Here is a 21,389-nt window from a genome sequence, read left to right as displayed (position 1 = left end):
TTAGCCCTCCAGTAACGCGTCGTCGCCGTGTCGCTCGCGAATCGTCTCGAAGTACTCGAGTTGGCGACGTAATCGTTTTGGCATTCCTTCGTAGACGTGTGCAAAAATCTCCTCGGGTTCCGGTCGCTCGGTTCCTTCGACGGTATCGATCGCCTCGGCGACTTGCGTCTCGATCCGCCCTTCGATCGCGTCGACGCGCTCGTCGTCTACGATTCCCCGCTGGCGGAGGTAGGTCTCGAGACGCGGAATCGGATCCTTTTGCTTCCAGCGTTCGACCTCGTCATCGTCGCGGTAGACCGACGGGTCGTCCGCGGTGGTGTGAGCGCCAAAGCGGTACTGGACCGCCTCGATCAGCGTCGGCCGGGTCGCCCCATCCGGTGTCTCGTCGTCGACCCTGTCGGGATTTTTCGCCTTCTCGACGGCGTCCCGCGTCACCTTGTAGACCGCCAGGGGGTCCATCCCGTCGACCTGGACGCCCTCGAAGCCGTACGCCTCGGCTTTCTGAGCGAGCGTCGCGCTCGCCGTCTGGCGTTCTCTCGGGACCGAAATCGCCCACTGGTTGTTGTTACAGAAGAAGACGTTCGGGGTGTCGAAGACGCCCGCGAAGTTGAGTCCCTCGTGGAAGTCACCTTCCGAGGTCGCACCGTCGCCGAAATAACAGAGAAACGCTCGCCGTTCGTCCTTGAGCGTCGAGGCCCACGCCGCGCCGACGGCGTGGGGAATCTGGGTTGCGATCGGCACCGCGACCGAGAAAATGTTGACGTCCTCGGGGATGTAGTTGCCCCGTTCGTGGCCCATCCAGTACAGCAGGGTGCGCTCGAGCGTAAGACCGCGGACGAGGCCGGCCCCGTGCTCGCGGTAACTCGGGAACACCCAGTCCTCTTCGTCTAAGGCGTGCGCGCTAGCGACCTGCGAGCCCTCCTGGCCGGAAAGCGGCGGGTAGGTCCCCATCCGCCCCTGGCGCTGGAGGCTCACTGCCCGTTCGTCGAACCGGCGGGCCAGGCGCATCTGCTCGTACATCTCGACGAGCGTCTCCTCCGAGAGGTCGGGCACGTCGGCCCCCTCGAGGACTCGACCCGCCTCGTCGAGTATCTGTACTCGTTCCTGGGGGTCGCGCTGTATCGTACTCACGGGTGAACCCACCTGCACATAGCCGCATAATATATCGCTCAGGATAAAGGATTTTCCCCGATATAGTTTACTATCGGTGAAATTGTTGCCACACGGTGGTAGAGTTTCGATACATCAGTAGACAATTATGGACATACTTCCGGCGTAGATTCAGGAAATCGTCACTGACAGTTCCGTTGGATTGATCCGCCGGTGGTCACCGGTCGGTATCACAACGACAGATCTCGAGTATGGAACAGGCGCTCGAGCAACTGAAACGATGTACACACCGTTCACAGACAGACCCGGAGACGGGAACAGACGAATATCCGTAATCACGGACCTCACGAGAAAAGGAAGGAGCACTACAGTGGATGAAACCGGACGCGGAAAACCGGGAGCCGACCGCCGAAAAGAGAGCCGAGAACCGATCGCCCTGAAGGGTCGAACCGACACGAGGTCAGACGGTCCCGCGGGCTTCGTCGCGAGCTTCCTCGACGCTCTTTCCCTCCCGCAAGACCGCGTCGACGAACAGCTCCCCGGCCTTGTACGACGAGCGGACCATCGGCCCGCTCGCACAGTAGAGAAAGCCTAACTCCTCCTCGGCGACCCGGCGCCACGTCTCGTACTTGTCCGGATGGTCGTAGCGTTTCACCTCGAGATGGCTCCTCGAGGGCCGGAGGTACTGGCCGAGGGTGACGATGTCGACGCCGCGCTCGCGGCAGTCGGCGAGGGTCTGGTAGACCTCGTGATCGTACTCGCCGTGGCCGAGCATGATCGAGGTCTTGGTGTAGGTGTCGGATTCACGTTCGACGCACTCGAGTACCGACAGGGACTGCTCGTACCCCGCGCGGCGGTCCCGCACCGGATGCTGGAGGCGGGAAACGGTCTCGACGTTGTGCGCGATCACGTCCGGGTCCGCGTCGATGATCTTTCGTACCAGACGCTCCTCGCCCTGGAAGTCGGGGATGAGCACCTCGACGAGGATGCCCGGGTGGCGCGCCTTGATCTCGCGGATCGTCTCGGCGAAGTGGCCCGCCCCCTGGTCGGGCAGGTCGTCGCGGTCGACCGACGTGAGTACGACGTAATCGAGGCCGATCTCGGCGACCGCTTCGGCGACGTTTTCGGGTTCGTCGGGGTCGAGGGGCTCCATCCCGCCGGTTTCGACGTCACAGAAGTTACAACCTCGAGAGCAGCGATCGCCCATCAGCATGAACGTCGCGGTGCCGCCCCCGTCGCCGGTGCTTCGGTCGTCGCCGTCTGCACCGGCACTCGAGGACGAACGTCCCGACCAGCACTCGCCGAGGTTGGGACAGTTGGCCTCCTCGCAAACGGTGTGGAGGTTCCGTTCGCGCAGCGTCTCCCGGATGTCGGCGAACTCCCGCCCGGACGGCGGGCGGCTCTTGAGCCAGTCGGGCTTGCGTACGCTGCTCATACCCATCCGTTCGGGACGGGCGGTGAAAAATCGTCGCCATCGCGGACCGCTCACGTTCGACGATCGGTGCAGCGCCGTCGATGGCCAACGGATGATGGCCCGTGATGAACGAGGCGTCGTCAGAACAGAGCCAGACGGTTGCGCTGGCGAGTTCGTCCGGTTGACCGAACCGGCCATCGGTCGACCGATCACCGCCTGCTCGACGTCGAATTCGTCGGTCACGTCGGTGTAGACGAACGTCGCTTCTTCGACGTCGTCTTCGATCTGCTCGACGGTTTCGCGACCGCCGCCTTCATCGACGTCCGCGACGACAACCTGTGTGCCCACCGAAACTGCCTGAGAGACCCCTCGCGTATCCTGAACGGCATCCGTGGACCCGGAGACGTTCGAATGCCGTCAAGCGGGATGGACCCCGAACGGACGATACAGTTAATTGACCGACATCCCGAGTGACGTGTATGGTCCCCCTCGAGATGGGCTGGCGACACCTGCTGTTCGAGAACTGGCCGGTCGATCCCGCCATCGTCGACGCACATCTCCCCGACCGACTCGCGGTCGACGAACACGACGGATCCGCGTGGCTCTCGGCCGTTCCGTTTACGAACGTGGCCGTCCGACCGGCGGGCGTTCCCCGACAGTTCGGCATTCGTCTCCCCGAACTCAACCTCCGGACGTACGTCACCTTCGACGGCGAACCGACTGTCTACTTCTTCAGCCTCGACGCCAAGGGCGTCGCGAGCGTCCTCGGCGCGCGGCTCTTTCACCATCTGCCGTACTACTACGCGCGGATCTCCCTCGAGCCACGTGAGGGGCGGATCGCGTTCTCGAGTCGGCGGCGCCATCCCGGGGCGCGTCCCGCCGAATACGAGGGGGCCTACTGGCCGACCGGGAAACCGATTTCGGCGCCCGACGATCCGCTGGCACGGTTTCTGGTCGAACGCTACAGCTTCTTCACCGAGGCTCCGGACGGCACGCTTCGACGAACAGACGTCGACCACGAGCCGTGGGTGCTCTACCCGGCCGAGACCGAGGTCGGGACGAACACGTTGCTGTCGGCGAACGGCTTCGCCACCCCCGAGTCGGAGCCGACCTACTTCTACAGTCCCGGACTCGACGTCCGAGCACACGCGAGCGAACGCGTGGGAAACGACAAACGGAATCGGCGGTGAGCGACACAATGTCGATTAACGGGGTCAGCGGTGAGTGCCACGGCGTCGGTATCCACAGGTAACCACCACGTACCCCCGATAGATTTACCACCGGCAACGGAATAGCGCTGGCCGATGGCGTTCGGCACGACTCCCGATTGGTTTCACATCAGCGACGACGAGGAAGTCGTCTGGGAGAGCCGACCGCACCCGATCGCGATGGGCGCGAGTGTGCCGGTCGGCATCGGGGTCGTCCTCGTCGGACTCGTCCTCGCCGGCTGGGCAGGTGCCGAAGGAGTCGGCGTGCTAACGTTGTTCGGCACGGTTCTGGTCCTCGCGGGGGCGGCGGTCGTGGTCGCGCGGTACCTCGTCTGGACGAACACCCGCTACGTGATCACCTCGAGCGAACTCTACAAGAAACGCGGCGTGATCTCGCGGGACGTCACCCAGTTTCGACTGGATCGGGTCCAGAACACGAGCCTGCGACAGTCGATGCTCGGTCGGCTACTGGGGTTCGGCGACCTGACCGTCTACACCGCCGGCTCCGGCGATCCGGAGCTTACGTTCGAACGCGTCCCACGCCCCGAAGCCGCCTCGCAGGTGCTGAGCGACCGACTCGAGGCGAACGCGACGGACGACCCGGTACGCTGAACTCCCGCTCGACTCTCTCTCGGATGGGTTTTCGGGGAAATCGAACCAGGTCGTGGTCGGCGCCAACACACATCACGTTCGCTCGATGAGACCACAAAGCCCATTACATCAACCGGACACGGGAGCGGTACAATGGCACAACAGCAACTGCCATCGTCCGCACGGCCGGTATCGCGTGGTACGAGTATTGCGGCGAGTGCGGGACTGGGCGTTCTGAGCGCCGCGGTCGGCTACCTGATCACGTATCTGGTGGTCGCAGGCGACGTACACGAAACCTTCGACGGAAACGTCGCCGAGTGGAAAGGCGTCGCCTGGTACTACTACAACGCCCACGCGGTCGACGTCCACGCCAGCGGCGAAATCGGCTCGTTCGCCCGGGCCGAGACGGTAAACTTCATCACCGAGTCGAGCGCGACGAGTACGACGTTGCTCTATCTCCTCCCGCCGCTCGTGCTCCTCGGTGCCGGCGGATTGCTGGCTTACCACCTCGAGGCTCGCGAACTCGGCGAGGCCGTCGTCGTCGGGGCACCGGTCACCGTCGGCTACGTGGTCGTGATGGGCCTCGGCGCAGTCGTCACGGAGACGAGTTCGGAAGCCACGTTCTTCGGCATCGAAGCCAGCGGAACGATGGGGCCTGCGGTCGTTCCCGCCGTCGTCCTCGGCGGCATCCTCTACCCGCTCGTGTTCGCCACCGTCGGTGCGATAGTCGTCACGCTCGCCGCCTCGAGAAGCGAGTAGACGCACACGGAAAGCACAGTTTCGACAGTGGCGGTTCCACAGGGGACCACCGGGTTCCGTACGCACCCACCAGCCCCGTGAGACGGTGGTTTGCCGGTGATCGTTTTCGACGGGTGAGAGCCGACAGAAAAGGGGACAGAGACATATCACATTCCCATAGAGTATAAGTAGTTTGCATCGGTATTCGGATCTGGTACGATACTATGGCAGAAGCAGCTACAACGGGCAGCGACGAAGTAAACGAGATACTCTCGGCAATCATCTCGTTTCTCATCCCTGGGGTTGGACAGATTTACAACGGTCAGACAAAACGCGGCGCCATCATTCTGGGGGGGTACGTCGTCTTCTGGATCGTCACCGTCCTCTCGATGTTGCTCCTCATCGGATTCCTGCTGATGTTCCTCTCGCCGCTGTTCCACATCGGGGCCGCGGCGGACGCGTATCTCCAGGCCGATAAGATCAACAGCGGCGAAATCACGGTCTAGATCGGATCGATCGATAGCGACCCATTTCTGCGTTCTTTCGACCGCCGAGAGAGGTCGCCTTAGACTGAGATGGAAACCTCCCCGCCCACCGTATCGTGACCCGCGATCCGAAACTTCACGCCCTGCTCGAGGGAGAGTCCGACACGAACCCGCTAGATGGCCTCCAGATTCCCGGATGGACTGGTCGACCCGGCTACGACAACATCGGCTACGGCCGAGTCGTCTGTGACATCACTGAAGTCAACAAGTACCGTCTCCGAGAAGACATTACTTTGATATGTCTACAACACGTATGATAGCATCAGAATTTAATACTACCAATAAAATAAGTGAATCTAAGTGGGACCCGTCTGCGTAATGGAGAGAAAAAGTTGGGTGATTATCGCAAGTGGAACCCTGACTGCATTTGTGATCCATATTATAATGTACGGTAAAGAGGGCTTCTGGGAATCGGTTCCTGCGATCATTGGTATCGGTCTCTCGATGATATTTTTCGCGAAGATCTACGAGAACGTCCATAGAAACGGCTGAGTGCTGAGAGCAATCGAAACGTACGAAACTGACGGGTTGTGGACAGGCTGTCGGCCGGTCCTCGAAGGAAACGCCTTTGGCCCCCCGCTCCCCGTTTCCGTGTGATGGAGGTTGCCGAGGTTCTTCCCGAGTTTGCCGATGCCTTCGCCTTCGAGGAGTTCAATCGGATGCAACGCGAGGCGCTACCAGCGCTCATCGAGCGCGAGGACAACGTCGTCGCGAGCGCGCCGACGGCCTCGGGAAAGACCGCCCTCGCCGAGTTGGCGATCTGCAAGGCACTCGCCGACGGCGGCACCGCGCTGTTTATCGCCCCCATGCGGGCGCTGACGAACGAGAAAGAAGACGACTGGGACCGGTTCGAGGACCTCGAGTACTCGGTGTACGTCGTCACGGGCGAACGCGAGCTCAACCCCCGCCGCGCCCGGCGGGCGGACATCCTCGTGATGACGCCCGAAAAGCTCGACTCGGCCACCCGGAAACACGACTCACGGCGCTACGACTTCGTCACCGACGTCGACGTCTGCGTCATCGACGAGGTTCATCTGCTCGACGCCGACCGACGCGGATCGGTCCTCGAGGTGACGATCTCACGGCTCCGGCGGCTCTGTGATCCGCGCGTCGTCGCGCTGTCGGCGACGATGCCGAACGTCGACGACGTGGCGGCGTGGCTCGACGCGCCACCCGAGACGACCTTCGAGTTCGGCGACGAGTACCGCCCCGTCGATTTGAACGCCGGCGTCAAGACGTACACCCACGGCGAGAACACCTTCGCCGACAAGTACCGCCGACTCTACCGGGCGCTCGACCTGGCCGAACCACACCTCAGAGAGGACGGCCAGGCGCTCGTCTTCGTCGCCTCGAGACAGGACACGGTCCAAGCGGCGAAAAAGGCCAGAGACGAGATCGCCGAACGCGACGTCCCGATGGGCGCACGCGGCGATTACGACTTTCACACCGACTCGAAGGACCTCGAGAACGACACTCTTCGCAACTCGGTGCTCGACGGGGTGGCATTTCACCACGCCGGGCTCTCGAAGAACGACCGCGACCTCGTCGAGAAGTGGTTCAAGGAAGGCCAGATCGAACTCCTCTTTTCGACGTCGACGCTCGCCTGGGGAGTGAACCTGCCCGCACGATGCGTCGTAATCCGGGATACGAAACTCCACGACCCCCTCGAGGGCGAAGTGGACATGAGTCCCCTCGACGTGTTGCAGATGCTCGGGCGAGCCGGTCGACCCGGCTACGACGACGTCGGCTACGGCTGGGTCGTCTGTGACACCGCGGAGGCGGACAAGTACCGCCGCCTGCTCCGGGACGGCAAGGAGATCGAATCCCGCCTGGCGGAGAGTCTCGAGACCCACCTCAACGCCGAGATCGCGATGGGGACGATCGGCGACGTCGAGGACGTCATGGAGTGGCTCGAGACCACGTTCTACTACGTCCGCGGCCAGTCTAAACCCGAAGAGTACGACTTTCCGGATCTTCGGGGCCGGGTCAGAGACTGTCTCGAGGAACTGGTCGAGCGCGGCTTCGTCGAGACCGGCGACGACCTCTCGATCGAGGCGACGCCACGAGGCGTCCTCGCCTCGAAGTACTACCTGCGTCTCGAGACGGCGGTCACGTTCGCACAGTTGTGCGATCGGGTCGACGACGACGGGAGCGGGCTCGAAACCGAGGACGTCCTCGAGGCGGTCGCGACGGCGACGGAGTTCGATTCGGTGTCGGCTCGCCAGGACGAACGCGACGCGATCGACGCGGTCCTCGTCGGTGCCGAAACGGGCGATCTGGATCCGGGTGAGCGAAAGGTCCTCGCGATCCTGCGGGGAGCGGCGAGTGGTACGACGCCGGCGGAGCTACGGAGCGACGCCTGGGTGATCCGGCGCAACGCGACCCGGCTCGTCTCGGCACTGGGTGCGTTTCTCGATCGCTTTGCGGGCCCGCACGCGGCCAACCTCGCGAAGCGAACCGAGGCCAGAATCGAGAACGGCGTCGCCGAGGACGCCGTCGGCCTGACGGCGATCGACGGCGTCGGTCCGGGCCGTGCGAGCAAGCTGGCGACCGAGGGGCTCTCGACGCCCGGCGACGTCGTGACCGCGAGCGTCGAGGGGCTCGTCGACGCCGGGCTCTCGGAAGGGGTCGCCGAGCGCGTCTACGAGGGTGCTCAGTCGCTCCCCTCCGTCGAGGTCGACTGGGGTGTGTTCCCCGAGACGATCGAGACCGGCGAGAACGACGTCTGTGAGGTGACGGTCCGAAACGTCGGCGAACCCGCAAGGGCGGGCGTTCGCATCACGGTAAACGGCGTGGAGATGACGGCCACGAACACCTACCTCCGCGACGAGGAGACGCTCCCGGTCGGCGTCTTCGGCGCCGACGCCGAGGAACTCGAGTTTACCGTCAGCGTCGCGTTCCCCGAGGAGCCACTGGTCCCGCTCGAGGCGAGCCGGCGCGTCGAGGTCCGTTAAGAGGGGCGGGTCGGCCATGATCCGCAGAGAGGTGGCGAGTTGGCCAGTTCCGCGACGGAGACCGCTCGAGCGCGCAAGCGCACGTCCAAGGGTTTTCCGCGAAACGCTGGTAGATCGCGGCGATGCGATCACGGAGTCAGATGCGAGAGACGGCATCGGCAGTGGTATCGACGGCCGAGCGTAACGAGCGACTCGACCCGATCGCACTCGGATTCGCCGTCGGAATTGTGATGGCGACGAGCGTCGGCCTCATCGGCGTCACATCCCGCTTTGGCTGGGGCGAACGGTGGCGTACGCTGTTCGCCGGTCTGTACCCAGGTTTCGAGGAGGAAGCGGGCGGGACGGTCGCGGGCATCGCGTGGGGCGGCGTGGACGGATTCGTCGCCGGCCTGACGGTCGGCTCGTTCTACAATCGCTTCCGGTGTGAATAGGCGGCGACGTCGCGGCGACCGTGCTATCAGTTCGTCAACTCGAGCACCGTCTCACGTAGCTCCGCGGCCGAGTCGACGACCTCGTCCGCTGGAGAGAGGTCGAGATCGTCGTGGGCGTCGATCCGGTAGGCGATCACGGTCGATCCCGCACGAGCGCCCGCTTCGACGCCGTTTTCGGAGTCCTCGACGACGACGCAGTCCTCGGTGGAGGCGTCGACTTCGCTCGCGGCGTACTCGAAGACGTCGGGTTCGGGCTTGCCCGCCGCGTCGACGTCCTCGGCGCTTACGACGCGGTCGAACCCGTCCTCGAGGTCGAACCGCTCGAGGACGATTCCGATCCAGTCGTGTGGCGACGAGGAGACGACCGCCGTCGTGACGTCCCGCGCCTCGAGATCCGCGAGCAGATCGTGGAGACCGTCGAGCGCCTCGACGTGTTCGTGATAGATCTCGCGGGCGATTTGCTCGAAGCGGGTTTCGAACTCTTCGCGATCCATCGTCGTCCCGTAGGTCTCCTCGAGGTAGTCGTACGTCTCGCGGTAGTTCATTCCGGTCACTTCGGCGACGTCGACGTCCTCGTCGGGGACGGCCGCGGGAAGCAGGTCCTCGCGCTGGAACTCGGTCCAGTAGTCCTCGCTGTCGACGAGGACGCCGTCCATGTCGAACAGAACTGCGTGCATCTACGGGCGGCTACTCGAGCGGGGTGTATAGCCGTTTGGTCGGCGGGCGGTCGGCGACCGACTACTGGTTGTCGGGCCGGCACTCGAGCCACGACGGACCCGTGACGCGAATCACCACGCTCTCGCGGTGTGAAACGTGGGAGGGCACCCGCCATGCGACGAGGGACCGTACACCTGCGGAGGATTTATCGAAGTACGCCGTCTGTACCTGGAGTAGTGACCGTTCCACAGTTGACCGAGACACTCCGGGAAACTCTCGCCGTCTTCGACGAGGGAGGAGATCCCCTGACGGCTACCGAGGTCGCCGAACGGGTCGAGGTCGGTCGTCGGAGCACGTACGGGCGCTTGGAACGACTCGTCGATCACGGCCTTCTCGAGACCAAGAACGTCGGTGGAAACGGCCGCATCTGGTGGCAGCCATCCACGAACGGACGAGAGCAGACCGCAGACGGGCAAGAGCAGACCGCAGACGGGCAAGAGCAGACCGCAGACGGGCAAGAGCAAACCGCGGACGGACGAGAGACGACCGGGGTGGGAAAACAGTCGGGTGAGCAGTTTCGAACACTCGTCGACGCGACCGAGGAGTACGCCATCTTCATGCTCGATTCCGGGGGGCACGTGCGGACGTGGAACGCGGGTGCCGAACGGATCAAGGGATACGTGGCCGACGAGATCGTCGGTGAACACGTCTCGACGTTCTACATCGACGACGATCGTGCGACCGACGTTCCGGAGGACAACCTCGCGAAGGCCGAGCGTCACGGTTCGACCGAGGACGAAGGGTGGCGAGTCCGGGCCGACGGATCGACGTTCTGGGCGAACGTCACGATCTCGGCGATCAGAAGCGATGACGGCGAACTCGAGGGGTACACGAAGGTCACTCGGGATATGACCGACCGGCGAGAGTACGAACGACGGCTCGAGGCGAAGACCGCCCGACTCGAGCGCCAGCGTGACGAACTGGAGAGTGAACTCGACGACGTCTTCGAGCGTATCTCGGACGGTTTCTACGCCCTCGACGAACAGCTCCGCTTCATCTATCTGAACGACCACGCGGCGGACGTTCTGGATCTGGACGAGGAGGCAGTTGGGGCGAATATTCGAGACGAGGTCGTCCTCACCGAGCCCTTCGAGAGTGCGCTGTACGAAGCCCTCGAGACGCAAGAACCCGTAATTCTCGAGGATTACTACGATCCCGTAGATCGGTGGTTCTACAACGCCATCTACCCGTCGGAGTCTGGGCTATCGGTCTACTTTCACGAAATTACCGAGAAAAAGCGGCGTGAGCGGAAGTTAGAGCAGTACGAACGCATCGTCGAGACCGTCGACGACGGAATTTACGTTCTCGACGGAAATCGTCGGTTCACGATGGTGAACGAAGCGTTCGCATCGATGACCGGATACGAACGCGACGAACTCGTCGGCGACGCCGCGGAGACCGTCTTCGGCGAGACGTTCGTCGACATCGCCGACGAGAAACAGGACGAACTCGAGTCGGGGGAGAAAGACATCGCCCACTTAGAGGAGGATCTGTACCGGGCCGACGGCACCCCGGTGACCGTCGAGAGTCGGTTCGATCTGTTCGAAGTCGACGGCGAGATGGGACGCGTCGGCGTCGTCCGCGACATCACCGGGCGCAAAGAACGGGAACGGAAACTCGAGCAACGGGCCCGTCAGCAACGGGTCGTCTCCGACCTCGGACAGTTCGCCCTCGAAACGACCGACATCGACGAACTCATGCACGAAGCGAGTCGTCAGGTTGCGGCCGTCCTCGACAACGAGTACTGTAAGGTGCTCGATCTCGACCCCGAGAGTGAGCACCTCCTGCTCCGTCAGGGGGTCGGCTGGGCGGACGGAACCGTCGGCGAAGCGACGGTGTCCGCAGTCGAAGGGGATTCCCAGGCGGCGTACACGCTAACGAACGATCACCCGATCGTCGTCGAGAACCTCGAGACGGAATCGCGGTTCAGCGGCCCTGATCTCCTGCGAAGTCACGATGTCAGCAGCGGAATCAGCGTCGTCATCGGGTCGTTCGACGAACCGTGGGGGATCCTAGGGACACACGACACCGCTCCCCGAGCGTTCACCGACGAGGACGTCAACTTCGTCCAGAGCGTCGCCAACGTCCTCGCGGAGGCGATCGAGCGACACCAGTACCAGTATCAGCAGCGACTCGAGCGGCTAGTCGACGATTTAGCGGAGTCGAACGAGCGCTTAGAGCAGTTCGCGTACGCGGCCTCACACGACCTCCAAGAACCGCTTCGGATGGTCTCGTCGTACCTCCAACTCATCGAGCGTCGGTACGGAGAAAGCTTCGACGAGGACGGACGGGAATTTCTCGAGTACGCTGTCGACGGTGCCGACCGGATGCGCAAGATGATCGACGGGCTACTCAAGTACTCTCGAGTCGAGACCCAGGGTGGCGAGTTCGAACCGGTCGATCTCGAGGCGGTCGTCGGCGACGTTCGCACGGACCTCCAGGTGAAAATCGAGAATCACGACGCCGAGATCACGGTGGCCCAACTGCCCCGCGTCGAGGGCGACGAGGAACAGCTTCGGCAGGTGTTCCAGAACCTGCTTTCCAACGCGATCGAGTACAGCGGCGACGAGCCGCCGCGGATACGCGTCACCGCCGAACGGAGCGGCTCCAAGTGGATCGTCTCCGTCGCCGACGACGGGATCGGTATCGAACCCGAGAAACAGGAACGCATCTTCGAGGTGTTCAAGCGCCTGCACAGTGCAAGTGAACACTCGGGTATCGGAATCGGACTCGCGCTCTGCCAGCGGATCGTCGAGCGCCACGGCGGCGACATCTGGGTCGACTCCGAACCCGACGAGGGCGCGACGTTCTCGTTTACGCTCCTCGATGCATAGTCTCTCACGCCGACGCGACGAATCGCTCCCCAGGCCGGTGGCCACGATCTCGCGTCCCGCTATCCGAAAATCTCGCCGCGGCGCTCGTGGGCCATCTCCCGTGCGACGTCCTCCGCCACGTCCTCGCCGAACTCCCGCTCGAGGAGCCACAGCGCCAGGTCGATACCGGAGGTGACGCCCCCCGCAGTGAGGACGTCGCCGTCGTCGACGACCCGTTCGTCGACCACGGTCGCGTCGGTGGCCGCCAAGTCGTCGACCGCGACGTGGTGGGTCGTCGCGGGCCGCCCCTCGAGCAGTCCTGCCTCTGAGAGAATCATCGCGCCCGTACAGACCGACGCGACGGTCGCGCCGGCGGTAAAACACTCGTCGACGGCGTCGGGAAGGGCGCCGGCATCGACCGCGGCTCGAACTCCCTCGTTGGCGGTCGTCCACCCGCCGCCGGGGACGATCAGCAGATCGGGATCGTCGAGCGTTCCGTCGGGTTCGACCCGGAGGTCGTGACTCGCCGTGACGAGATCGGATTTCTCGAGGGTCACCAGATCGGTCTCGATCGACGCACCGGCCTGGGCACCGTTCTCGAGGACCTCGTATGGACCGATCGCGTCGAGTTCGTCGAACCCCTCGAACAGCACGATTTCCGCCGAAATCTCTACCATGGGCGATACTCGAAAGGGAGCGCCAAAACGCGTTCTGCTTGAGACGTATATTGCCTTCAGTGCGATGATCCAGATCGGAAAACCGCATGCGGGCGGCCGGAATTTCACACGGAGTTTCCGCCGAGTTCCCACGAACTCGAGGGAAATCGTCATGGAGTCACAACCCACCCGACACGGAGTTGCGTCGAATCTCGAAAAACGCCCTTTAGGGGGCCTCGAGACGGGACGAGTACGATGGTTCGACTACCAACGCGAATCGGCGTACTGTTTACGATCGTGATGCTCGCGACGGCCGGTGGTGCGATGGCTGCCGCCGGAGCAACCGGTGCATCCGTTCAAGAAGACGACATGGACGGCGACGGTATGGACGATGGGATGAGTGACGACATGGACGACGGCATGAGCGACGAGGAGATGGGCGATGACATGAACGATGACGAGATGGGCGATGGAATGAGCGACGATATGGACGGCGACATGAGCGATGGTATGGACGATGGGATGAGTGACGATATGGACGGTGACGACATGGACGATGGGATGAGTGACGATATGGACGGTGACGACATGGACGATGGGATGAGTGACGACATGGATGACGACATGGACGACGGCATGAGCGGCGAGGAGATGGGCGATAGCATGGAGGACGATGACGAGTTGCTCGGTACCGCGGGAATCGTCGCCGCGATCCTCGTCGTCGCCGGCGTCGTCGGAATCGTCGCGGTTCGACAGTTCTACTGACGGGCCCTGATACTGAGCCCTCTCACCCCCTTCCACACTATGTCCACCATCCTGTCCCGGCTGACGACCACACGCATCGCCTGGCGGGCGCTGACCGCTGCGATCGCCGCCGTCGCCGCCGTCACCGGCTCGTTCGCCTACGCCGGACTCTCAGACGGCTTCCTCGTCGAGCCCGCCTCGACGTTCGTCGTCGACGCGACGCCCGCGATCGTCGTCAACGCCGTCCTCGAGACCCTCGGCTCGCTCGCGGCACCCGCGAGCTTCCTGCTGGCGCTCGTCCTCGCGGTTGCCGTCCTGACCGTCTTGGTCCTCCTGGCACTCGAGGTCGAAGCCTACGCCGATGCCCAGTACCTCGCGGTCCCGCTGACCGCCGGCGCAGTCTGGTTCGCCTCGGCGTTGGCGACGGGGAATCCGATCGCCGCCACGGCCGCCGCCGTCCCCGCCGCGGCCGTCGTCGGCGTCGTCTCCGTCGCCGCAGCGCACGATCCGCTGAGCGTCCGCCGCGACCGGACCGTCGACCGAAATCGACGGGCGACGCTACAAACCGGCTTCGCCACCCTCTCAGCCACCGGCATCGGCTACGTCGTTGGCCGACGGCGAACGCCCGACTCGAGCGTCCCGTACCTCGACGGCGGGATCAGCCCGCCGTCCGAGGAGCAGTCCCTGCTGACGCGGGCCGAAAACGGCGCCTTCGACCTCCCGGACGCCCCCGGGCTCGTCAGTCGAATCGGCGAGTTCTACACGATCGACATCAACACGATCGACCCGGTCCTCGAGCGCGACGACTGGGAACTGTCGGTCACCGGCCTCGTCGACGACGAACTGACGATCGACTACGAGGATCTCCGCGACCGGGACGCCGATCGGTTCTACAGCACGCTCCGGTGTGTCGGCGAAGACCTGAACGACCGCGAGATGGACACCGCCGTCTGGACCGGCGTCCCGGTCGCCGACCTGCTCGCCGAGGCCACTCCGGCCGGGGAGGCCGGACACGTCGTCGCCCACGCGGTCGACGGCTTCTGGAACACGATCACGCTCGAGGAACTCGAGCGCTCGTACCTCGTCTACGGGATGAACGGACGCGTGCTCCCGCGCGAACACGGCCACCCGGTACGGCTGATCGTCCCCGGCAACTGGGGCGAGGTGAACGTCAAGTGGATCACCGAACTCGAACTCGTCGCGGAGGATCGCGACGGCTACTGGGAGGAACGCGGCTGGGACGGCACCGGCGAGGTCGAGGCAGTCGCCAAGATCTGGTCGGTCGACCGCGACGGCGGGGCGGTCACCGTCGGCGGCCACGCCTACGGCGGCCTCGCTGGGATCGACGCCGTCGAGGTCTCGATCGACGGCGGCGAGACGTGGACCGAGGCGGACCTCTCCCTCGAGCCCGATGGCGAGTCCGAGTTCCGGGACGCCTGGCGCCAGTGGCGCCACAGCTTCGAGCCCAGCGAGGGGAGCCACGACGTCGTCGTCCGTGCGATCGACGGGTCCGGCGGACGCCAGATCGAAGAGCCGTCGGGATCGAGACCGGACGGGCCGACCGGCTGGGTGTCGCGAACGATAGAGGAGTGACGCGAACCGCCGGCGGGCGAATAGACGACCCCAGTACGAGACGCGAGAAGTCAGACTCGGGTTCGAGACGAGAGGGTGCGAGACGAGAGCGACAAATGATCCGCACACTAGACGAAAAAGCGAGGACGCGGGAGCGAGACGAAACCGATGGATAGCGTCCAGTCGTTGCTGTTGATCGCGGTCGTCCTCTCCGGGCTCAACCTCCTGTTGCTCGGCGCGCTCGCCGCCGTCTGGGTCCGTAACTACCGGACGTTTCGCAACCGGCAGGTGCTCGCGCTGTGTTGTTTCGCGGTCTTGCTGGCCGGCGAGAACCTCGCGGCGATCGCGTTCCACCTCGGCATGGGGATGTTGTACGCCGACACCGTCGGCTCGGCCGTCGTCGCGGCGGGGCTACGCGGACTCCAGTTCGTCGCGCTGTGTTTCCTGACGTGGGCGACCCTGCGGTGAACGGGCGACGACGCACGCCGACGTCGCGGTCCCGCCTCGAGTCCGGAGACGACAACGCTGTCTCGAGCAGCCGGAGACGACAGAGCCGCCTCGAGCAACACGGATGAAAAGTGACGGGCGGCCGCGACAACTCGAGACGCCGACGGCGAGGGAGGATCACTTCAGCGTCACGTACGCCAGGAACGCGAGCGCGACGAACTGCAAGCCGCGCAAGAGCGCGACGACCTGCTGGACGACCGGATCCGAGGCGTACAGCATCCCCGAACTGAAGAAGAAGTAGATCGCCACCGCGTTCTCGAGGGCCAGGACGAGGCTGAACGCGAGCAGGCCGGCGACGAGGGGCGTCTTGAATCGCCGGTAGTTTTGCACCCAGACGTAGGTGAGGACCGCGAGCAGTGCGAGGTTCCCCGCCGAGAGAACCGTTGCCGCCGTGATTTCGGTTGACATCGCCATCGGTATCACTCCAGGTGTTCCGTGATCGTCTCGAACTCCTCCCAGTGGCGTTCGAATCGATCGGTGAGAAAGTACAGCTCACCGTACGTTCGGCCGCCGCGCTCGAGGACGTCGTGGTCCTCGAGCATCTCCAGGTGGTGGCGGACCGTGTTGTAGCCGACGTCTAACTCCTCGGCCAACTGATTGGCGTTGCGGGGTTGCTCCTCGAGCGCCCGGATGATCCGCGCCCTGTTCTCGCCGCCGCGCGTGCCGGCGATGAGGTACCACAACGCCTTCTCCATCGATACTTCGTGATGGTTCACAAGCAAGAGATGAAAAGGGTGCGGGTTCCGGGTGACCCGGCGAACCCGCCGCCCTCGCGAGGGGGTCCTCGACGCTATCCGCCCGGTTTGTCGACCGCCTCGTCGACGACCTCCCGGAGCGCGTCGAACAGCGCATCTGCTCCGGCGGCGACGAACCAGTCCTCGCCGCGCTCGGTCTCGAGACCCGCCTCCGCGGCGAACAGTTCGCCGAGCAGTTGTTCCTCGCGGTCGGGTCGATAACAGACGAACCCGTCCAGTTGACCCCGTGCGAGTAGCCCCCAGTGAACCGTCGGCGACCAGCTCTCGAGGCGTCGCTTGCACCGATCCTCGATCGCGCGGTTGATCGCCTCCGAAACCGCCGCGTGGTCGGGGTCGCGTTTGACGTCGTGGCCGATGACGGAGACGACCGTGGCAGTCGAGGGCTCGAGGTCCGCGTCGTCACCCTCATCGTCGTCGCCACTCTTACCGTCGACACCCCCACCGTCCTCACTACCGACCGGTCGGCCGTTGTACCGGACGCCTTCCCCGCGTGTGGCGACGTACAGATCGTCGAGCATCGGGACGTACGCCACGCCAAGGATCGGCTCACCCTCCTCGAGTACCGTAATCGCCGTCGCGAACGACGCCAATCCGGACTCGAAGTTGTTCGTCCCGTCGAGGGGGTCGACGATCCACTCGGAGGACGCCCCGTCACCGCTCCCGTCGTGGACGCCGGACTCCTCGGCGTCGATCCGATGCTCCGGGAAACGCGATCGGATCGTCTCGAGAATTCGGCGTTCCGATCCCGTGTCCGCGCTGGATTTGACGTCGTGTGCGAGGCGGTCGGCCTCGGTCTCTCCCGAGCGGTACGTCTCCCGCAGGTACGATCCGCCGGCGAGACAGGCCTCGATGGCCGTCGCCTCGAGTTCGGAGCGTGACGGGTACATGACAGCACCGATTCGAGCGCCATCCGATGAACGTTTCGATCCGCTAGCTCACCGCCACCGGCATTCGTGCGATTCTTGGCCGACCCGCCGGTGGATCGGGTATGGACGGACAACAGGCGGTCGCGGAGTTCGTCGAGACGCACGGCCTCGAGACACCCCCCGAGTTCAGGCTCCTCGATCTCGTCTCCGAGGTTGGCGAACTGGGCAAGGATGCGAACGAGTCGACCGGCTACGGCGCCTCGCCCGCCGACCTCGAGATCGCCGACGACGAGATCGGCGATGTCCTGTTCGCGCTGTTCGCGTTGGCCGACTCGCTCGAGATCGACGCCGAGGAGGCGCTCGCGGAAGCACTCGAGAAGTACGAACAGCGGATTGAGACGGCCGATTCGCCCGGATCGGGGGCGTAGTCGAGAGAGCGAACTCGACGGTATCAGGTAGCGTCGGGTTCCACCGCGAGCACGCTCGAGGCGGCCTCGCGGACTGCTTCGAGGTGTTCTTCGGGCGCGTAGACGCCGAGTCGCCACACCTCTCGGGCGCAAGCGTCGAGTCCCGCGACCAGCGAGGAGCGCTCCTCGAGTCGACGAACGTCGCCGTCGACGAGGATCTTCGCCCTGGATTCCGGGGATCTCGGTTCCGAGGGGCTGTCGACGACGACCGCGTTTGGCTTCACGTCCGCGACGTCGGCGATCTCGCGCTCTACCGTACGCGTTCGATCGTACTCGAGACCGACGACGTCTTCGGGAACGGCCTCGCGGCGGGCCCAGAGCGCCCGCTTGTAGAGGTCACGCTCCCGAATTCGGGTTGCGAACTCGGCGGTCGGGTCGTGGCCCTCGAAGGCCGCGAGCAGTTCGGCGTCGGTCAGTCGGGCGAACGCCTCGGGATCGAAGACGCCGTCGACGAGTAGGCGTTCGCTCGCACGATCGAGCATCGCGCCGGCGATCCGGGAGACGTGGTGGCGGTAGACGGTCGCGTTCATCAGCGTCCGAGCGATGAGCGCGCTCTCGGCGGTCGCGACGGTGCTGTCCTCGAGTGCGAGTTCGCCGTCGACGACGCGGAGCGCGTAGAGCAGACGCGAGTGATCGATCGTCCCGTAGGGAACGCCGGTGTGGTGGGCGTCCCTGACCAGGTAGTCCATCCGGTCGACGTCGAGCGAGCCGGAGACGAGTTCGCCAAGCGGGCCGCGGCCGTCGACCGTCGCGGCGATCTCGCGGGGATCGAGCCCACAGTCCTCGAGGACGTCGCCGAGCTCGGTATCGGCGAGCAGCCACTCGATCTCGTCGTGGTGGCGGCCGAGGTGGCGCTCGATCGCGGCCTCGGTCTGGTGGCCGAACGGTCCGTGGCCGACGTCGTGAACCAGCGCGGCGGCCCGGATCCGATCGGCCAGCTCCGCCTCGAGTCCGAGCTGGTCGACCGCACGGGAGGCGAGGTGGTAGACGCCGAGACTGTGTTCGAATCGCGTGTGATTGGCCGACGGATAGACGAGCTGGACGGTACTCAGCTGACGGACGTACCGGAGTCGTTGCATCGCGGCCGTATCCAAAAGCGCCTCGGCCGTCGGGCAGAGTTCGATGTAGTCGTGAACGCTATCCTTGACCGTGGTCATGCTCGAACGCTCGAGACAAGAGGCCTTAGACGCGATGATCTGGAGCGGTCGCCGAGTCGGAGCGGGCGCGGATCTGGAGCGACTGGCGAGTCGGAACGGATGACATTCACGGAACCGTTTGCAGGACCCGCCGGTCGATCTGTCGCCGCGTCGTCTCGAGCGACTCGGAGTTGTCGATGACGGCGTGGTCGCGTTCGACGGGGTCGAACGAGTCGCGGACGAGTTCGTACACCTCGACGTCGGCGTCGCTGACGCCACCGTTTCGGTTGGCGAGGCGTTCCCTCACGATCCGCTCGTCACAGACGACGCGCGCGAAGACGGAATGAGCACCCGCTTCCCGAGCGACCGACTCGGCCCGATCGCGGAGCCGCTTCGTCCGAAACGTCGCATCGAGGACGACGTCCGTTCCCTGCTCGAGAGCCGTCTGCGCGCGCTCGAGCAGTTCGTCGTACGTCGCGAGCGTCTCCGCTGAGGTGTAGCGCGGTTCGGGGAAGAGTTCCTTCCGGACCTCGTCGCTCCGGTATCGTTCGGCAGGAGCGTGTGTAGCCGTATAGGCGGACGCCGCGGACTTCCCCACCCCAGGCAACCCGCAGTAGACGATCAGCGTTGGACGGGACACGACCGTCTGTGTGAAGTACTCCTACTAAATCGGACCGGATTCTCCGCTGGGAGATCACGGATCTGGGACAGGGCGAGCACGATCGATCGGAGCCACTGAACGTCATTGTAACCTGATCGCCAGATGCGAGCGCGGTTCGGAACGAGCGAGGGCGCTCGAACGACCAGCGGTCGTTCGTGATGACGGAACTCTTCGATTTTCGAACCACGAGTGAGAACCGCGGAGTAGCGAGCGGGCAACGTAGTGACCCGTGAGCTCGGCGATCAGTATGTGAATCGTGTCAGTTGTTACGATAATTGGTTCATCTGCTGACGATGTGAATCCTGCCAAAAGTCGAAACCCGGTTGATGCAAACCTCAACCGTCCACAACGTAAATCAGTATAGATTGTTTTACTAATATGGATATTCAGGCAACCGAACCATCATTGACTTTATATTGTTTGGATTGTCGTACTAGATATGGTCCGGAAAACAGACTGTGGTGGCAGTCACCGGCGAACGTTCCTCAAAGCAACCGGCGGCGTCGCGCTTACGGGCGTGGTCGCCGGCTGTCTCGGTGGAAACGGCAACGGAAATGGAAACGGGAACGGCAACGGTGACGGGAACGGCAACGGGAACGGCGACGGAGACGACGACGACAATCACGTCAGGTTCGTCCTCAATCCGGCCGAAGAGCAGACCGACATCATCGAGGAGTACACGCCGATGGCGGAGTACTTAGAGGCCGAGACGGACGCCGACGTCGAACTCATCCGCGCGGGAAGCTACGTCGAGACGCTCACGGCGCTCGAGACCAATCAGGCGGAGATCGCGGACACGTCGCCGACGGCCGTTCCCGGCGGCGAGGGCTTCGCGGACGTCGTCGGCATGCGGACGGCGTTCGGCGGCCCCCTTTATTTCTCGACGATCACGACCCTGCCGGACAGCGATATCGAGGAGCTTTCGGACCTCGAGGGAGAGGCGGTGACGGTCGGCTCCGCGCTCTCGTTGAGCGGGACGCTGGCACCGACGCTGATGTTGAGCGATGCAGGACTCGACGTCGGTAACTTCCCCGACGGCGATCCTGTCGATCTGGATCTCCAGACGGCGGGAGATCACGACACCGCCCGCGAACAGATGATCAACGACCCGACCGTGGCGGCCGCCGCGTCCGGGGCGTTCGCCTCCGCGCCACAGATCCCACAGGAGCAGTTCGACGACTATCCCGAGTTCGTCGAACACTCCGCGGAGTACGACGGTGCCGGCTCCGCGATCGACGACGACAACCCCGAACTACAGCTACTGGCCGTCTCCGACCCGCTCCCGCGCGCGCCGATCATGGCTCGGAGCGACTGGGACGCACCCGTCCGAGACGAACTGGAGGAAGCGCTGTTGGCCGCCGGCGAAGAGGATCTGATCCCCGACGACGTCGACGAGGACTACGAACTCTGGTTTACTGGCATCGAAGCGGCCGACCGGAGCGACTACGAACCCGTCGACGACGTCCTCGACGAACTCGGCCTCGAGTTCGAAGACTTCTCGTAA

Annotated in this window: 21 protein-coding genes and 2 pseudogenes; 13 read left to right on the top strand and 10 right to left on the bottom strand. The window is 64.2% G+C overall.

Annotated features, from left to right (window positions below; genetic code table 11):
• From pdhA to AB7C87_RS09335, 3 genes and pseudogenes are all read right to left on the bottom strand, one after another.
• Window positions 1–1,131: a pyruvate dehydrogenase (acetyl-transferring) E1 component subunit alpha gene (pdhA, locus tag AB7C87_RS09345; RefSeq protein WP_369729166.1), complete on the bottom strand. Its 1,131-nt coding sequence runs from the start codon at window positions 1,129–1,131 to the stop codon at window positions 1–3.
• Between the two features lie 439 nt (window positions 1,132–1,570).
• Window positions 1,571–2,545, bottom strand: coding sequence for a lipoyl synthase (lipA, locus tag AB7C87_RS09340; RefSeq protein ID WP_369729329.1), 975 nt, complete (start codon window positions 2,543–2,545; stop codon window positions 1,571–1,573).
• A 73-nt stretch (window positions 2,546–2,618) separates the two neighbouring features.
• Window positions 2,619–2,720 (bottom strand): annotated as a pseudogene (locus AB7C87_RS09335) (SDR family oxidoreductase); the annotation flags it as partial.
• 283 nt (window positions 2,721–3,003) lie between these two features.
• Between AB7C87_RS09335 and AB7C87_RS09330 the strand changes: the two are divergent.
• The 7 genes and pseudogenes from AB7C87_RS09330 (at window position 3,004) to AB7C87_RS09300 (ending at window position 8,991) form a co-directional block, all read left to right on the top strand.
• Window positions 3,004–3,714, top strand: a complete 711-nt coding sequence (locus AB7C87_RS09330; RefSeq protein ID WP_369729165.1) for a YqjF family protein — start codon at window positions 3,004–3,006, stop codon at window positions 3,712–3,714.
• A gap of 114 nt (window positions 3,715–3,828) precedes the next feature.
• Window positions 3,829–4,344, top strand: coding sequence for a PH domain-containing protein (locus tag AB7C87_RS09325; RefSeq protein WP_369729164.1), 516 nt, complete (start codon window positions 3,829–3,831; stop codon window positions 4,342–4,344).
• 132 nt (window positions 4,345–4,476) lie between these two features.
• Entirely contained in the window at window positions 4,477–5,082 is a 606-nt protein-coding gene (locus AB7C87_RS09320; RefSeq protein WP_369729163.1) for a DUF7978 family protein, read from the top strand.
• Window positions 5,083–5,285: 203 nt separating this feature from the next.
• Window positions 5,286–5,567: a DUF5683 domain-containing protein gene (locus AB7C87_RS09315; protein ID WP_369729162.1), complete on the top strand. Its 282-nt coding sequence runs from the start codon at window positions 5,286–5,288 to the stop codon at window positions 5,565–5,567.
• A 74-nt stretch (window positions 5,568–5,641) separates the two neighbouring features.
• Window positions 5,642–5,821: pseudogene (locus AB7C87_RS09310) on the top strand (hypothetical protein); the annotation flags it as partial.
• Window positions 5,822–6,202: 381 nt separating this feature from the next.
• Window positions 6,203–8,560 carry a DEAD/DEAH box helicase gene (locus AB7C87_RS09305; RefSeq protein WP_369729161.1) on the top strand — a complete coding sequence of 786 codons (2,358 nt, stop codon included), beginning with the start codon at window positions 6,203–6,205 and terminating at the stop codon, window positions 8,558–8,560.
• 122 nt (window positions 8,561–8,682) lie between these two features.
• Window positions 8,683–8,991 (top strand): bacteriophage holin, encoded by a 309-nt coding sequence (locus AB7C87_RS09300; RefSeq protein ID WP_369729160.1) that lies wholly within the window; start codon window positions 8,683–8,685, stop codon window positions 8,989–8,991.
• A gap of 26 nt (window positions 8,992–9,017) precedes the next feature.
• Here AB7C87_RS09300 and AB7C87_RS09295 read toward each other — a convergent pair whose 3' ends face one another.
• Window positions 9,018–9,668: an HAD family hydrolase gene (locus AB7C87_RS09295; protein ID WP_369729159.1), complete on the bottom strand. Its 651-nt coding sequence runs from the start codon at window positions 9,666–9,668 to the stop codon at window positions 9,018–9,020.
• A 216-nt stretch (window positions 9,669–9,884) separates the two neighbouring features.
• Here AB7C87_RS09295 and AB7C87_RS09290 point away from each other — a divergent pair, with 216 nt between their 5' ends.
• Window positions 9,885–12,542 (top strand): PAS domain S-box protein, encoded by a 2,658-nt coding sequence (locus AB7C87_RS09290; protein WP_369729158.1) that lies wholly within the window; start codon window positions 9,885–9,887, stop codon window positions 12,540–12,542.
• A gap of 59 nt (window positions 12,543–12,601) precedes the next feature.
• Here the strand turns inward: AB7C87_RS09290 and AB7C87_RS09285 are convergent, their stop codons facing one another.
• A complete protein-coding gene (locus tag AB7C87_RS09285; protein ID WP_369729157.1) occupies window positions 12,602–13,198 on the bottom strand; it encodes a DJ-1/PfpI family protein in 597 nt (198 codons plus the stop codon).
• 234 nt (window positions 13,199–13,432) lie between these two features.
• Between AB7C87_RS09285 and AB7C87_RS09280 the strand changes: the two genes are divergently transcribed.
• From AB7C87_RS09280 to AB7C87_RS09270, 3 genes are all read left to right on the top strand, one after another.
• Window positions 13,433–13,942 (top strand): hypothetical protein, encoded by a 510-nt coding sequence (locus AB7C87_RS09280; protein ID WP_369729156.1) that lies wholly within the window; start codon window positions 13,433–13,435, stop codon window positions 13,940–13,942.
• A 39-nt stretch (window positions 13,943–13,981) separates the two neighbouring features.
• Entirely contained in the window at window positions 13,982–15,514 is a 1,533-nt protein-coding gene (locus tag AB7C87_RS09275; RefSeq protein ID WP_369729155.1) for a molybdopterin-dependent oxidoreductase, read from the top strand.
• Between the two features lie 147 nt (window positions 15,515–15,661).
• Complete coding sequence (locus tag AB7C87_RS09270; protein WP_369729154.1) at window positions 15,662–15,961, top strand: DUF8036 family membrane protein; 300 nt, start codon at window positions 15,662–15,664, stop codon at window positions 15,959–15,961.
• A 156-nt stretch (window positions 15,962–16,117) separates the two neighbouring features.
• On the opposite strand, the gene AB7C87_RS09265 is transcribed toward AB7C87_RS09270, so the two are convergent.
• From AB7C87_RS09265 to AB7C87_RS09255, 3 genes are all read right to left on the bottom strand, one after another.
• On the bottom strand, window positions 16,118–16,414 hold the full coding sequence (locus AB7C87_RS09265; protein WP_369729153.1) for a DUF8036 family membrane protein: 297 nt from the start codon (window positions 16,412–16,414) through the stop codon (window positions 16,118–16,120).
• Window positions 16,415–16,419: 5 nt separating this feature from the next.
• Window positions 16,420–16,695 (bottom strand): ArsR/SmtB family transcription factor, encoded by a 276-nt coding sequence (locus AB7C87_RS09260; protein WP_369729152.1) that lies wholly within the window; start codon window positions 16,693–16,695, stop codon window positions 16,420–16,422.
• 95 nt (window positions 16,696–16,790) lie between these two features.
• Window positions 16,791–17,642 carry an inositol monophosphatase family protein gene (locus tag AB7C87_RS09255; protein WP_369729151.1) on the bottom strand — a complete coding sequence of 284 codons (852 nt, stop codon included), beginning with the start codon at window positions 17,640–17,642 and terminating at the stop codon, window positions 16,791–16,793.
• Window positions 17,643–17,743: 101 nt separating this feature from the next.
• On the opposite strand from AB7C87_RS09255, the gene AB7C87_RS09250 reads away from it, so the two are divergent.
• Window positions 17,744–18,049, top strand: coding sequence for a MazG-like family protein (locus tag AB7C87_RS09250; RefSeq protein WP_369729150.1), 306 nt, complete (start codon window positions 17,744–17,746; stop codon window positions 18,047–18,049).
• Between the two features lie 23 nt (window positions 18,050–18,072).
• Here the strand turns inward: AB7C87_RS09250 and AB7C87_RS09245 are convergent, their stop codons facing one another.
• The gene (locus AB7C87_RS09245; RefSeq protein ID WP_369729149.1) at window positions 18,073–19,245 is read right to left on the bottom strand and encodes an HD domain-containing protein; all 1,173 of its coding nucleotides are present in this window, start codon (window positions 19,243–19,245) and stop codon (window positions 18,073–18,075) included.
• A 106-nt stretch (window positions 19,246–19,351) separates the two neighbouring features.
• Complete coding sequence (locus tag AB7C87_RS09240; RefSeq protein WP_369729148.1) at window positions 19,352–19,864, bottom strand: P-loop nucleotide/nucleoside kinase family protein; 513 nt, start codon at window positions 19,862–19,864, stop codon at window positions 19,352–19,354.
• Window positions 19,865–20,324: 460 nt separating this feature from the next.
• Between AB7C87_RS09240 and AB7C87_RS09235 the strand changes: the two genes are divergently transcribed.
• Entirely contained in the window at window positions 20,325–21,389 is a 1,065-nt protein-coding gene (locus AB7C87_RS09235; RefSeq protein ID WP_369729147.1) for a substrate-binding domain-containing protein, read from the top strand.

Origin of the sequence: Natrarchaeobius versutus (genome assembly GCF_041205745.1) — an archaeon.
Classification (GTDB): Archaea; Halobacteriota; Halobacteria; order Halobacteriales; family Natrialbaceae; genus Natrarchaeobius; species Natrarchaeobius versutus.
This window is presented reverse-complemented; position numbering and strand designations above follow the sequence as displayed.